The sequence below is a fragment of the Dactylosporangium sp. NPDC000244 genome (genome assembly GCF_040300725.1).
Classification (GTDB): Bacteria; Actinomycetota; Actinomycetes; order Mycobacteriales; family Micromonosporaceae; genus Dactylosporangium.
Map to the genome: position 1 here is coordinate 13,121 of NZ_JBEPEH010000070.1, position 15,010 is coordinate 28,130.

The following is a 15,010-nucleotide window of genomic DNA, read 5'->3' on the forward strand; positions in this document are numbered from 1 at the left end:
CGCTCATCGCCGGCTCCTCGGGGTCACGAGTCGGATCCGTCCATCGCGAGCCGGATGAGGCTCTCGACGTCGAGCTCCTGGATCGAAGTGGGCGCCTCCGACGCGAGCGCCGCGGCGGGCTCATCGCCGGCGGCCAGGCGCAGCAGCGGGTCGAGCAGGCCGGACTCGCGCAGCCGGGCGAGCGGGATGGCGGCCAGGGCCTGCCGCAGCTCCGCGTCCTCACCCGGCTCGTGCGGCCCCTCGGCGTCGAACAGCAGCCCGGCGAGGTGGTCGGCGAGCGCGTCCGTCGTCGGGTGGTCGAAGACGAGCGTCGTCGGCAGCTTCCGTCCGGTGGCGCGGCTCAGGGCGTTGCGCAGGTCCACGGCGGTGAGCGAGTCGAAGCCGAGGTCGAGGAAGCCGCGGCCGACCTCGATCGCGTCCGGCGACGGGTGCCCGAGCGCCTTCGCCGCGTGCTCGCGGACGAGCTCGACGAGGGCCCGGCGCCGGGCGGCGGCGTTGAGCGCGCTCGTCCGGGCGAGCCAGTCGGCGGCGGCATCGGCCGTGTCCTCGACGGCCTCGTCCGCGGCCTCGAGCGCCCGCACGGCCGCCAGCTCGCCGAAGAGGGCGCTGGGCCGGGTGACGGTGAACCGGGGGTGGAACACGGCCCAGTCGACGTCGGCGACGGTCACGGTGGTGTCGGCGAGGTCGAGGGCGCGCTGCAGCCCGGCGATCGCGGTGGCCGGCTCCATGCCGTCGAGGCCGAGGCGGCGCAGCTGGTCCTGGGCGCCGTCGGCGAACATGCCCGACTCGGTCCAGGCGCCCCAGGCGACCGCGGTGGCCGGGCGGCCCTGGGCCCGGCGGCGCTCGGCGAGCGCGTCCAGGTAGGCGTTGCCGGCCGCGTAGGCGCCCTGGCCGCCGCCGCCCCAGACGCCGGCGACGGAGGAGAACAGCACGAACGCGTCGAGGTCGGCGTCGCCGAGCAACGCGTCGAGGTTCGCCGCGCCGGCCGCCTTGGCCCCGACCAGGTCGGCGAGGTCGGCGAGGTCCATGTCGCGGACCGGGATCACCTCGCTGACGCCGGCGCAGTGCACCACCGTGCGCACCGGCGAGCCGGTCGCCGCGGTCTCGGCCAGGACCGCGGCCAGCTCGGCCCGGTCGGCGACGTCGCAGGCGGCGACGACGACCTCGGCGCCGAGCGCGCGCAGCTCGGCGGCGAGCTCCCCGGAGCCGGGGGCCTCCCACCCGCTGCGGCTGGTGAGCACGATCCGCTCGGCGCCGGCGCCGGCCAGCCAGCGGGCGACGTGCCCGCCGAGCGCGCCGGTGCCGCCGGTGACGAGCGCGGTGCCGGTGGGCCGCCACGCGGTGCCCGGGGCCGGGCCGTCGGACGGTCCGCAGGCGACGAGGCGGCGGCCGAACACGCCGGCGGCCCGAATCGCGACCTGGTCCTCGCCCGTACCGCCGCCCAGCACCCGCCCGAGCCGGTCCACGCCCGCGGACCCGAGCTCGGCGGGCAGGTCGACGAGCCCGCCCCAGCGCTGCGGATGTTCGAGCGCCGCGGTGCGGCCGAGGCCCCACAGCATCGCCGGCCGGGGCGCGGCGAGGGCGTCGCCGGCGTCGACCGACACGGCGCCGCGGGTGAGCCACCACACCGGCGCCGCCCAGTCGAGCTCGGCGAGCGCCTGCAGGAGTAGCAGGTTGCCGGCCACGCCGCGGCCGAGCACCGGGAAGTCGTCGCGGTCGCGGTCGTCGAGGGCGAGCAGGGACAGCACGCCGGCCGGCGCCTCGAACCCGTCCCGGAGCCGGGCGACGACCTCCGCCGTCTCCTCCTCGGTGCCGTCCATCTCCAGGTGTACCGTCACGCCCCCGACCGCCGCCGAGCACTGCGCGACCAGCTCGGGGTCGGCGCCGGGCGGGACGGCGAGCAGCCAGGTGCCCGTCGCCGGCTCCCCGGCCGCGGCCACGGGCGTCCAGGCCACCCGGTAGCGGGCGGCATCGAGGCGGCCCTGTTCCCGGCGCCGGCGACGCCAGGCGGCCAGGGCGGGCAGGAACGTGCGCAGCGACCCGTCGGCGTCGACGTCGAGGGTCTCGGTGAGCGAGCCGAGGTCCTCGCGCTCGACGGCCGCCCAGAACTCGTGCTCGGTCTCGTGCTCCGGCGCCGGCTCTGAGGCCGGCCACTGCGGCGGCTGGGGCCAGAACCGCTGGTGCTGGAACGCGTACGTCGGCAGGTCCACGGCCGCCGTGCGCGCCAGGACGGTCTCGAAGGTGACGGGGTGCCCGAGCGCGTGCGCCTGCGCGAGGTTGGCCAGCAGCCGGGTCGGCTGGTCGGCGTCGCGGCGCACGGTGTCGAGCACGTGGGCGTCGTCGGCGATCTGGGCGAGGGCCATGGTGAGCACCGGGTGCGCGGAGACCTCGACGAACGTGCGGTGCCCGGACTCGAGCGCGGTCCGTACGGCCGACTCGAACTCGACCCGCTGGCGCAGGTTGTCCATCCAGTACTCGGCCGACATCGTCGCCCCGGCGACCGTCGAGATCATCGGGATGTGCCCGGGCCGGATCGTGATCCCGGCCAGATCCGCGAGCACCTGGTCACGAACCTGCTCGACGCTCGGGTGGTGCGAGGCGTAGTCGACGGAGATGAGCCTCGCCCGCTCCACCCGCGACACCAGATCCTCGACCGCGCCCACCGGCCCCGCCACGACGACCGTCCGAGGGCCGTTGACGGCCGCAATGACCACGCCCTCGGGCAGCAGCGGCGTGACCTCGTCCACGGAGAGCGGGACCGACGCCATCGTGCCGGTGCCCTTCAGGTCTTTCAGCGCCCGCGCCCGCACCGCGACGACCCTTGCGGCGTCGTCCAGCGACAGGATCCCGGCGACGTGGGCGGCGACGATCTCGCCCTGCGAGTGGCCGATCACGGCGTGCGGCTTCACACCCGCGTGCTCCCAGACCCGGGCCAGGGCCACGCCGACGGCGAACAGCACCGGCTGCACGACCTCGACCCGATCCAGCCAACCCGCGTCGTCACCCGTCAGCAGACCCGCGATGTCCACGTCCAGCCACGGCGCGAGCGCCAGCTGGCACTCCACGATGGCGTCCGCGAACACCGGGCACGAGGAGAACAGCCCCGCCGCCATGCCCGCCGACTGGCTGCCCTGGCCCGGGAACACCCACACCACCCGGCCGCCCTGGCCCGCGGTGCCGGTGATCGTCAGGTCGTTGAGGCTCGCTACGAGCTCATCGGTGGTCCGGCCCACGGCGGCCGCACGGTGGTCGAACACCGCCCGGGTCGTCGCGAGGGACCACGCGATCTGCTCGGCGGGTGCGGTGCGGGCGACGGCCGCGAGCCGGGCCGCCTGCTCCGCGACCGCCGCCGCCGAACGGCCCGAGATCGGCCAGACCACCGGCCCCACGACCAGGCCGCTCGTCTGTGAAGTCTCGCCGGGCGTCTCGTCGGGCTGGGCGAGGATCACGTGGGCGTTGGTGCCGCTGATGCCGAACGACGACACCGCGGCCCGGCGGGGCCGATCGGTCGCCGGCCACGGACGGGCCTCGGTCGCCAGCTCTACCTTCCCGGCCGACCAGTCCACGTGGGGGGTCGGGGTGTCGACGTGCAGGGTCGGCGGCACGACGCCCGCCCGCATGGCGAGAATCATCTTGATCACGCCCGCGACGCCCGCGGCGGCCTGGGTGTGGCCGATGTTCGACTTGATCGAGCCCAGCAGCAGCGGCTCGCCCCGGTCCTGGCCGTAGGTCGCCAGCAGCGCCTGGGCCTCGATCGGGTCGCCGAGCGTCGTGCCGGTGCCGTGCGCCTCGACCACGTCCACATCGGACGGTGCCAGGCCGGCGTCGGCGAGGGCCTGGCGGATGACCCGCTGCTGCGAGGGACCGTTCGGGGCCGTCAGACCGTTCGAGGCGCCGTCCTGGTTCACCGCCGAGCCCGCGAGCACCGCGAGGACGGGGTGGCCGTTGCGCCGCGCGTCGGCCAGGCGCTCGACGAGCAGGATGCCGACGCCCTCGCCCCAGCCGGTGCCGTCCGCGCCGGCCGCGAAGGCCTTGCAGCGGCCGTCGACGGCGAGGCCGCGCTGGCGGGAGAAGCCGACGAACACGCCCGGCGTCGACATCACCGTCACGCCGCCGGCCAGCGCCAGGTCGCACTCGCCGCGCCGCAGCGCCTGGGCCGCCAGGTGCAGGGCCACGAGCGAGGACGAGCAGGCGGTGTCGACGGAGACCGCGGGGCCTTCGAGGCCGAACGTGTAGGAGACGCGACCGGACAGCACGCTGCCCGCGTTGCCGGTGAGCAGGTGGCCCTCGGCGTTGTCGCTGCCGTACATGAGGGCGGCGTAGTCCTGGTGGTTGGTGCCGACGAAGACGCCGGTCGGGCTGCCGCGTAAGGCGTGCGGGTCGAGCCCGGCCCGCTCGAACGCCTCCCACGCGGACTCGAGCAGGAGCCGCTGCTGCGGGTCCATCGCGACCGCCTCGCGTGGGCTGATGCCGAAGAAGCCGGGGTCGAAGTCGGCGACGCCGGCGAGGAAGCCGCCGTGGCGCACGTAGCTGGTGCCGGCGTGGTCGGGGTCGCTGTGGTACAGCTGCTCGATCGGCCAGTTCCGGTCGCCGGGGAACTCGGTGATCCCGTCGCGGCCCGCGGCCAGCATCTGCCACAGCTCCTCGGGCGAGCCGCTGCCGGGGAAGCGGCAGCTCATCGCGACGATCGCGATGGCCTCGTCGGCCGGGCCCGCCGGGCGGGCCGCGACCACGACCTCGGCCGCTGAGCCGCCGAGGAGCGCGTCGAGGTGGGCGGCGAGCAGCACCGGGGCCGGGTAGTCGAACGCCAGCGTGGTGGGCAGCGTGAGCCCGGTCGCGGTGGCCAGCACGTTGCGCAGGTCGATCGCGGTGAGCGAGTCGAGGCCGAGGTCGCGCAGGGGCCGGTCGGCGGGCACGTCCTGCTCGCCGGCGTAGCCGAGCACGGCGGCCGCGGCCGACCGCACGAGCTCCAGCAGCGCCGCGGCCCGCTCGGCCGGCGCCAGGGCCGCCAGCCCGTCGCCGGGGGCGGCCGCGGGCTCGGGGTCGGCGGCCAGCGTCTGGCGCAGGCGCCGGACCTCGGGCAGCGCGCCGATGAACGGGCTCGGCCGCAGCCCGGTGAAGGCGCCGGCGAACCGGTCCCAGTCGAGGTCGATGACGATCGGCGCGGTCTCGTCGCGGAGCAGGGCGCCGGTCAGCGCCTCCAGGGCGAGGCGCGGCGGCATGGGGGTGACGCCGCCCCGGCGCATCCGCTCGCGGGTGCGGTCGTTCTGGGCCGGCATGCCGTCGCCGCTCCAGGCGCCCCAGGCGACCGAGGTCGCGGCGAGGCCGCGGGCCCGGCGCCGCTCGGCGAGGGCGTCGAGGTAGGCGTTCGCAGCCGCGTAGCCGGCCTGGCCGGCATTGCCCGCGACGCCGGCGAAGGAGGAGAAGAGCACGAACGCGCGCAGCGGCAGGTCGCGGGTGAGCTCGTCGAGGTGGGCCGCGGCGAGCGCCTTGGCGGCCAGGATCCGTTCGAGCCGCGGGGCGGTGAGCGCGTCGACGATGCCGTCGTCGAGGACGGCCGCGGTGTGCACGACCGCGGTGAGCGGCAGCTCGTCCGGGACGCCGGCGATGAGGGCGGCCAGCGCGTCGCGGTCGGTGACGTCGCAGGCGGCCAGGCTGACCCGGACCCCGTCGGCGGCTAGCTCGTCGGCGAGGTCGGCGGCGCCGGGGGCGTCGGGCCCGCGGCGGCTGGCCAGGATGATGTGCTCGGCGCCGGACTCGGCGAGCCAGCGGGCGACGTGCCGGCCGAGGCCGCCGGTGCCGCCGGTGACGAGGGCGGTGCCGGAGAGCTTCCAGCCGTCGGCGTCGCCGGCCTTGCCGGGCCGCGCGTGGTGCAGGCGGCAGGCGAGGCGGCCGGAGCCGCGGACGGCGACCTGGTCCTCGCCGTCGGGGTCGGTGACGGCCGCGACGAGGCGCCCGGCGGCGGCCCGGTCGAGCCGGTCCGGGAGGTCGATCAGGCCGCCCCAGCGGTCGGGGTGCTCGAGGGCGACGACGCGGCCGAGGCCCCAGACGGCGGCCTGCACCGGGTCGGCGGGCCGGTCGGCGGCGCCGGTGCGGACCGCGCCGCGGGTCGCGCACCACAGCGGCGCGTCGAGCCCGAGGTCGCCGAGGGCCTGCACGAGGGCCGCGGTGCCGGCCAGGGCGAGCGGGGCGCCGGGGTGCAGCGGGTCGGGGCGGTCGTCGAGGGCGAGCAGCGACAGCACGCCCCGCACGCCGCCGATCAGCGCGCCGGTGTGAGCGCCGGGCGCGGGCCGGGTCAGCGCGGCCCAGAGCTCGTCGATGAGCTGCTCACGGCTCGCGCCGGCGAGGTCGACCTCGGCGGTGACGACCTCGGCGCCGGCCGTGCGCAGCGCCTCGGCGATCGGGTCGTGGTCGGCGCCCCCCTTGGGGGCGAGCACGAGCCAGTGGCCGGCGAGGACGGGCTCCGGGCGGTCGGTCAGGGGTTCCCAGTCGATGCGGTAGCGCCACCCGTCCGCGGCCGACTGCTCGCGCTGCTGCCGCCGCCAGGCCGCGAGGACCGGCAGCGCGGCCGCGGCGTCCTCGCGGGGAGCACCGGTGAGCTCGGTCAGCGCGGTGAGGTCTTCGTCGTCGACGGCGGCCCAGAACGCGTCGGTCTCGCCGGCCGGGGCCGGGGCCTCGCCGGGCTCGGGGAACGCGGGCCAGTAGCGGACGCGCTGGAACGGGTACGTGGGCAGATCGGCGTGGCGGGGCGGGCCGGGGTGGAACGCGGCCCAGTCGAGGGCGGCGCCGGCGACGTGCAGCTCGGCGAGCGCGGTGAGCAGCGCCCCGGGCTCGGGCCGGTCGCGGCGCAGGGTGGGCACGACGACGGCCCCGTCGGCGCTCGCGTGCAGGTGGGGGGCGAGGGCGGCGTCGGGGCCGACCTCGACGAGGGTGTCGATGCCGTGCGCGCGCAGGGCGGCGAGCCCGTCGGCGAACCGCACGGTGTCGCGCACGTGCCGCACGAAGTACTCGGCGTCGAACTCCGTGATCAGCTCGCCGCGCACGTTGGAGACGACCTGGAGCCGGGGCGGGTGGAAGGTGACGCCCTCGAGCACCGCGCGGAACTCGTCCAGCATCGGGTCCATGAGCGCCGAGTGGAAGGCGTGCGACACCCGCAGCCGGTTGGTCCGTAATCCCTCGGTGTCGATGGCGTCGATCGCCGCGGCCGGGCCGGCGAGCACCACCGAGCGGGGGCCGTTGACGGCCGCGATGCAGACGCCCTCGGTGAGCAGGCCGCGGGCGGTGGCCTCGTCGCAGTTGACGGCGAGCATCGCGCCGCCCGGCGGGAGGGCCTGCATCAGCCGGCCGCGCGCGGCGACGACCGCGCACGCGTCGGGCAGCGACCAGACGCCGGCGACGTGGGCCGCGACCAGCTCGCCGATGGAGTGGCCGCCGACCACCTCGGGCCGCAGCCCCCACGCTCGGAGCTGCTCGAACAGGGCCACCTCGATGGCGAAGAGCCCGGCCTGGGCGTACTGCGTCTCGTCGGCGAGCCCCGGCGGGACGTGCTTGAGGGCCACCGGCAGCAGTCCGTCGAACGCGGCGCAGACCTCGTCGTAGACGCGGGTGTAGACGGGGTATCGGCCGTACAGCTGCGAGCCCATCCCGGCCCGTTGCGCGCCCTGCCCGGAGAAGAGCACCCCGATGCGGCGCCCGGCCCCGGCGACCCCGGTCAGGGGTGCCGTCCCGGCCGCGACCCGGTCGAGGCCGGCGAGCAGCTCGTCGCGGTCGGCGGCGAGGACGACGGCCCGGTGCTCGAGGGCGGCGCGGGACACGGCGGAGGCGCGGCCGAGCCCGGCGACGTCGGCGTCCGGGTGCGCGGCCAGCCACCGCGACCAGCGCCGGGCCACCGTGGCCAGGGCGGTGCCGGTCCGGGCCGACAGGAGCACCGGCACCGGGCCATCGGCGGTCTCGTCCGGCGGCGGCGGTACGACCTCCGCCTCCTCGATGATCACGTGCGCATTGGTGCCGCTGATCCCGAACGAGGAGACCCCGGCCCGGCGCGGCTGCTCCCCCGCGGGCCAGGGCCGCGGCTCGGTCAGCAGCTCGACGGCGCCCGCGGACCAGTCCACGTGCGGGGTCGGCGTGTCCACGTGCAGCGTCTTCGGCAGCACCCCGTGCCGCATCGCGAGGACCATCTTGATGATCCCGGCGACGCCCGCGGCCGCCTGGGTGTGGCCGATGTTCGACTTCACCGAGCCGAGCCACAGCGGCCGGCCGGACGGACGGTCCTGGCCGTAGGTGGCCAGCAGCGCCTGCGCCTCGATCGGGTCGCCGAGCGTGGTGCCGGTGCCGTGGGCCTCGACGGCGTCGACGTCCACCGGCGACAGGCCGGCGCTGGTGAGCGCGGCCCGGATGACCCGCTGCTGCGAGGGGCCGTTCGGGGCCGTGAGACCGTTCGAGGCGCCGTCCTGGTTGACCGCGCTGCCCCGCACGACGGCGAGGACCGGGTGCCCGTTGCGGCGGGCGTCGGCGAGGCGCTCCACGAGCAGCAGCCCGACGCCCTCGGCGAAGCCGGTCCCGTCGGCCGACGCCGCGAAGGAGCGGCACCGGCCGTCCGGCGACAGTGCCCGCTGCCGGCTCGAGGCGAGGAACAGGCCCGGGGTCGACATCACGGTCACACCGCCGGCCAGGGCCAGGCCGCACTCGCCGGAGCGCAGCGCCTGCATCGCCCAGTGCAGGGCGACCAGCGACGACGAGCAGGCGGTGTCGATCGACACCGACGGGCCCTCCAGGCCGAGGGTGTACGACAGCCGCCCGGAGACCACCGCGGCCGCGTTGCCGGTCATGAGGTGGCCCTCGTTGCTGCCCGGGGCCATCATGAGCAGCGGCCCGTAGTCCTGCCCGTTGGTCCCGACGAAGACCCCGGTCCGGCTGCCGCGCAGCCGCGACGGGTCGATCCCGGCCCGCTCGAACGCCTCCCAGGCCGCCTCCAGCAGGAGCCGCTGCTGCGGGTCCATGGCGAGGGCCTCGCGCGGGCTGATGCCGAACATGCCGGCGTCGAAGTCCCCGACGCCGGCCACGAAGCCGCCCTCCCGGGTGTAGGAGGTGCCCGCGCGGTCCGGGTCGGGGTCGTAGAGGTACTCCAGCGGCCAGCCCCGGTCGGCCGGGAACGGCGAGATGGCGTCGCCGCCGCCGGCCAGCAGGTCCCACAGGTCCTCGGGCGCGTCGACCCCGCCGGGGAACCGGCAGCTCATGGCCACGATCGCCACGGGCTCCTGCGCCTGCGACTCGACCTCGCTGAGTCGCTGGCGCGTGACGTGCAGGTCCGCCATGACCCGTTTCAGGTAGTCACGGAGCTTGTCCTCATTGGCCATCGGGGTCGCGCTCCCTCGTGATGCGGTACGGGTCGTCGGGGGCCGGCGGTCAGGAGACGCCGAGGTCGCCGTCGACGAGGGCGAAGAGGTCCTCGTCGCTGGCCTGGGCCAGCCGGGCGCTGATGTCGGTGCCGGCGGCGGTGTCGTCGCCGGCCTGCTCGAGGCTGGTGAGCATCGCCTGGAGCCGCATCATGGCCCGCATCCGGGCCTGCTCGTCGCCGGCGATCACGGGCAGGTCGTCGGCGAGCCGGTCCAGGTCGGCCAGGACGGCCTCGGGCAGGACCGACTCGTCCACGACCACCTCGGCGTAGACGTAGTCGGCGAGGGTGGCCGGCGTCGGGTAGTCGAAGACCAGCGTGACGGGCAGCGGTACGCCCGTCATCGCCCCGAGCCGGTTGCGCAGCTCGACCGCGGTGACGGAGTCGAAGCCCAGCTCCCGGAACGCCCGGTTGTCGTCGATCGCCTCGGCGGAGGGGTAGTTCAGCACCGACGCGACCTGGCCGAGGACGAGCTGCAGCACGGCCCGGGGCCGCTCGGCCGGCGGCAGGGCGCTGAGCCGGGCCGCGAGCGGACCGTGCTCCTCGGTGCCGGCGGCCTCCACGACGACGGGCTGACGGTGGCGTACGTCGGGCAGGTCCCCCACCAGCGGCGCGGGCCGGGTCGCGGTGAACGCCGTGTAGAACCGCTCCCAGTCGATGTCGGCGACGGTCAGGAACGTCTCGCTGTAGTCCATCGCCTGCTCCAGCGCGGCGATCGTCGACTCCGGGGCCATCTCGCGCACGCCGTGGCGGCGCAGGACGTCGCCGAAGTCGCCCTCGGCCATCCCGCCGCCGTCCCAGGCGCCCCAGGCGATCGACAGCGCCGGCAGGCCGAGGCCGCGGCGGTACTGGGCCAGGCCGTCGAGGTAGGCGTTGCTGGGCGCGTAGTTGCCGACGCCCGAGCTGGCGACCGTGCCGGCGAACGACGAGAAGAGGATGAACGCCGACACGTCGAGGTCCATCGTCAGCTCGTGCAGGTGGCGGGCGACGTCGACCTTGGCCCGCAGCACCCGCTCCATCTGCTCCGGCCCGAGGTCGGCGATGAGCGCGTCGTCCAACGTGGCCGCCGCGTGCACGACGGTCGTCAGCGGGCACTCGAGCGGGATCTCCTCGATCAGCCCTTCGAGCAGCGCCCGGTCGGAGGCGTCGCCGGCCACGATCGTGACCCGGGCGCCGAGCTCGGTCAGCTCGGCCTCCAGGGCGGGCGCGTCCGGGTCGGTGGAGCCGCGGCGGCTCACGAGGATCAGGTGCTCGACGCCGCGCCGGGCGAGCCATCGGGCCGCGTGGCTGCCGAGGGCGCCGGTGCCGCCGACGATCAGCGCGGTGCCGTACGGCTGCCAGGGCATCTGCGGCAGGCTGTCGCCGAGGGCGACCCGGGTCAGGCGGCGGGCGAAGAGCCCGGCGGCGCGGACCGCGATCTGGTCCTCGGCCCGCCCGCCGAGCGCCGCGGCGAGCAGGTCGCCCGTGCGCTCGTCGGCCTCCTCGGGCAGGTCGATCAGGCCGGCCCAGCGGTCCGGGTGCTCCAGCGCCGCGACCCGGCCGAAGCCCCAGACCATCGCCTGCTCGGGCGAGCGGAGCTTGTCCATCAGGCCGGTCGAGATCGCGCCGCTGGTGAGGCTCCACAGCGGGGCCCGCAGCCCGGCGTCGCCCATGCCCTGCACGAGCGCGACGGTCGCGGAGAGCCCGATCGGCACCGACGCGTGCCGCGGGTGGGCGGATTCGTCGAGGCCGAGCAGCGACAGCACCCCGGTCACGTCCGCGCCGGCGACCATGCCGTCGGGCAGCGGGCCGTCGGGGGCGGTCTCGGGCTGCACGACGGCGAGCAGGCGCTTGGCCAGCCCGTCGCGCTCCAGCTCGGCCGCGCTGAGCCGGATCGTCACCGCGGTGCCGCCGTGCTCGGCCACGACCGCGGCGATGGCGGGCTCCCACGCGGTCGCCGCCTCGGCCTCGGGGGTGAGGATCAGCCAGGTGCCCGGCAGCGGGGCCGCCTTCGCGCCGGCGAGCGGCTTCCAGGTGTCCTGGTAGCGCCAGTTGTCGATGACGGCCTGGCGGTTGCGCTGCTTGCGCCACGAGAGCAGCACCGGCAGGGCCGGGCGCAGGGCGTCGATGGTGCCGATGAGGTCGGTGTCGTCGACGGTGAGGGCCTCGGCCAGCTGGGTGAGGTCCTCGGAGTCGACGGCGGCCCAGAAACGGCGCTGCGACGGGTCCGCGCCCACCGTCTCGCCGGTGGCCGCGGGCACGAGCGGGCCGGTGCCGTCGAGCCAGTAGTGCTCGCGCTGGAACGGGTACGTCGGCAGGTCGACGGTCCCGGCGGGCGCGAGGATCGCGTCGTAGCGGACCGGGTGGCCGAGGCTGTGGGCCAGCGCGAGGTTGCTCAGCAGCCGCTCCGGCTGGTCGGCGTCGCGGCGCACGGTGTCCAGCACATGCGCGTCGCCGACGATCTGCGTGAGGGCCATGGTGAGCACCGGGTGCGCGGAGATCTCGACGAACGTGCGGTGCCCGGACTCGAGCGCGGTCCGTACGGCCGACTCGAACTCGACCCGCTGGCGTAGGTTGTCCATCCAGTAGCCGGCGGACATCGTCGCCCCGGCCACCGTCGAGATCATCGGCGTGTGGCCGGGCTGGACGGTGATGCCGTCGAGGGCGGCGAGCACCTGGTCGCGGACCTGCTCGACGCTCGGGTGGTGCGAGGCGTAGTCGACCGGAATCAGCTTGGCGCCCTCGACCCGGTCCACCAGGCGTTGCACCGCGTCCGGCGGCCCGGCCACCACGAGCGAGCGCGGGCCGTTGACCGCCGCGACCACCACATCGTCCGGCACCTCGTCCGCCGTCAGCGGGACGGAAGCCATCGTGCCCGTGCCCTTGAGCGCCTTGAGCGCCTGTGCCCGCACCGCCACGACCCGGGCCGCGTCGTCGAGGGAGAGGATGCCGGCCACGTGCGCGGCCACGATCTCGCCCTGGGAGTGGCCGATGACCGCGTGCGGCTTCGCGCCCGCCCGCTGCCAGACCCGGGCGAGGGCGACGCCGACGGCGAACAGCACCGGCTGGACGACCTCGACCCGGTCCAGCCAGGCGGTGTCGGCGCCGGTGAGCAGCGCGGGGATGTCCAGGTCGATCCAGGGGGCGAGGGCGGTCTGGCACTCGGCGATCGCGTCGGCGAACGCCGGGCAGGTGCCCAGCAGCCCGGCGGCCATGCCGGCGGACTGGCTGCCCTGGCCGGGGAACACCCACACCAGGCGGCCGCCGGACGTCGCGGTCCCGCTCACCGCGCCGGTCGCCGGGACACCGGCCGCGATGGCGTCGAGCCGGTCGGCGAGGGTGTCGCGGTCGGCGCCGACGACGGCGGCGCGGTGCTCGAACGTCGAGCGGGCCGCGACCAGCGACCACGCGATGTCCTCGACGCGCACGTCCGGGTTGGCGCGCACGAACGCGGCGAGCCGGGCGGCCTGCTCGGGCACGGCGCCGGCCGAGCGGCCCGACAACGGCCACACCACCGGCCCGGCGACCAGCGGCTCGGCCGGGGCCGGGGCGGCCTCGGGCTCGGCCGCCGGCTCGGTCTCCTCGGCGGTGGGCTGCTCGATGATGACGTGGGCGTTGGTGCCGCTGACGCCGAACGAGGAGACGGCGGCGCGGCGCGGGCGCTCGGCCTCCGGCCACGGCCGGGCCTCGGTCAGCAGCTCCACCGCGCCCGCGGACCAGTCCACGTGCGGGGTGGGCGCGTCGATGTGCAGCGTCTTGGGCAGCACGCCGTGCTCGATCGCCTTCACCATCTTGATGACGCCGGCGACGCCCGCGGCGGCCTGGGTGTGGCCGATGTTGGACTTGACGGAGCCGAGCCAGAGCGGCGCGTCGGCGGGGCGGTCCTGCCCGTAGGTGGCAATCAGCGCCTGGGCCTCGATCGGGTCGCCGAGGGTGGTGCCGGTGCCGTGGGCCTCGACGACGTCGACCTCGGCCGGGGACAGCCGGGCGTTGGCCAGCGCGGCCTGGATGACCCGCTGCTGGGCCGGGCCGTTCGGCGCGGTGAGGCCGTTGCTGGCGCCGTCCTGGTTCAGGGCCGAGCCGCGGATGACGGCGAGGACCGGGTGGCCGTTGCGGCGGGCGTCGGAGAGCCGCTCCAGCAGCAGCATGCCGACGCCCTCGCCCCAGCCGGTGCCCTCGGCGCCGGCCGCGAACGCCCGGCAGCGGCCGTCGACGGACATGCCGCGCTGGCGGGAGAAGACGATGAACACGCCCGGCGTCGACATGACGGTGACGCCGCCGGCGAGGGCCAGGTCGGACTCGCCCTGCCGCAGCGACTGGCAGGCCCAGTGCAGGGCGACCAGCGACGAGGAGCAGGCGGTGTCGACGGTGACGGCGGGCCCGTTGAGGTTGAGCGTGAAGGCGATGCGGCCGGAGGCGACGCTCGTGGTGTTGCCGGTGCCGACGTACATGTCGACGCCCTCGGGCATGGAGTTGACGCCGAGGCCGTAGTTGCCGGTCGCCATGCCGACGAAGACGCCGGTCTGGGTGCCGCGCACGGAGCTCGGCGCGATCCCGGCCCGCTCGAACGCCTCCCACGAGGTCTCGAGCAGTAAGCGCTGCTGCGGGTCCATGGCCATCGCCTCGCGCGGGCTGATGCCGAAGAACGACGCGTCGAAGCCGCCCGCGCCGTCGACGAACCCGCCGACGCGCGTGTAGCTCTTGCCGGGCTTGTCGGGGTCGGGGTCGTAGAGCGCCTCGAGGTCCCAGCCGCGGTAGTCGGGGAACTCGCCGAGGGCGTCGCGGCCGTCGGCCACGACGTCCCACAGCTCCTCGGGGGTCGTGACACCGCCGGGGAAGCGGCAGCTCATGGACACGATCGCGATGGGCTCGTGCTGCTTGGCCTCGGCGGCCCGCAGCTGGCGGCGGCTGTCGTGCAGGTCGGCCGTCACTCGTTTGAGGAAGTACCGAAGCTTGTCGTCGTCACTCATCTGCTGCCACCCATCTCAATGAATTCCGAATTCCTTGCCGATGAAGTCGAAGACCTCGTCGTCGCTCGCCTTGGCCAGGTCGGGCCGGCTCTGCTCGGCGTGCTCCGGCGGGGTCTCGCTGATGCCGCTCAGCAGCTCCTGCAGGCGCCGCTGGGCCCGGGCCCGGGACTCGGCGTCGAGCACGGCGACCGCGAACATCCCCTCGAGCACGTCGAGCTCGGCGAAGAGGGGCTGCAGCGACGGGGTGGCGCCCTCGGCCAGCTCGCCGCGCAGGAACGCGGCGACGGCTGCCGGGGTCGGGTAGTCGAAGACCAGCGTCGCCGACAGGCGCAGGCCGGTCACCTCGGTCAGGCGGGCCCGCAGGGCGAAGGCGACGAGGGAGTCGACGCCGAGCTCGGCGAAGAGCGCGTCGGGCGAGACGGCGTCGGCCGGACCCAGCCCCAGCAGCTCCGCGACGGTCTCGCGGACGGTGTCGAGCAGCACCTGTTCCTGTTCCGCCGGGGGCTTGGCCGCCAGCTCGCGCGCGAGCGCCGCGGTGTCCGACGACCGGGTCGCGGCGTCGCCCTCCGGGCTCGGGTCCGGGTCCGCGGTGCCTCGCAGGCGCTGCCCCATGCGGGACAGGAACGACCGGGAACGCTGCTCGTTCATTGCTGAACCTTCCTAGCGT

The 15,010-nt window shown here is 76.0% G+C and carries 3 protein-coding genes; all 3 read right to left on the minus strand.

Going from position 1 to position 15,010, the window contains the following annotated elements; translation table 11 throughout:
- Positions 1-23 precede the first annotated feature (23 nt).
- The 3 genes from ABT369_RS54770 to ABT369_RS54780 are packed head-to-tail and all read right to left on the minus strand — an operon-like array spanning position 24 to position 14,991.
- The gene (locus tag ABT369_RS54770) at positions 24-9,356 is read right to left on the minus strand and encodes a type I polyketide synthase (protein ID WP_350626161.1); all 9,333 of its coding nucleotides are present in this window, start codon (positions 9,354-9,356) and stop codon (positions 24-26) included.
- 49 nt (positions 9,357-9,405) lie between these two features.
- On the minus strand, positions 9,406-14,343 hold the full coding sequence (locus tag ABT369_RS54775) for a type I polyketide synthase (protein WP_350626163.1): 4,938 nt from the start codon (positions 14,341-14,343) through the stop codon (positions 9,406-9,408).
- Positions 14,344-14,358: 15 nt separating this feature from the next.
- A complete protein-coding gene (locus tag ABT369_RS54780; protein WP_350626165.1) occupies positions 14,359-14,991 on the minus strand; it encodes a phosphopantetheine-binding protein in 633 nt (210 codons plus the stop codon).
- Positions 14,992-15,010 lie beyond the last annotated feature (19 nt).

What these genes read in the sequence shown, in the direction of transcription:
- ABT369_RS54770 (WP_350626161.1), bottom strand. Translation starts at nt 9,356, where the DNA reads ATGGCCAATGAGGACAAGCTCCGTGACTACCTGAAACGGGTCATGGCG.
- ABT369_RS54775 (WP_350626163.1), bottom strand. Translation starts at nt 14,343, where the DNA reads ATGAGTGACGACGACAAGCTTCGGTACTTCCTCAAACGAGTGACGGCC.
- ABT369_RS54780 (WP_350626165.1), bottom strand. Translation starts at nt 14,991, where the DNA reads ATGAACGAGCAGCGTTCCCGGTCGTTCCTGTCCCGCATGGGGCAGCGC.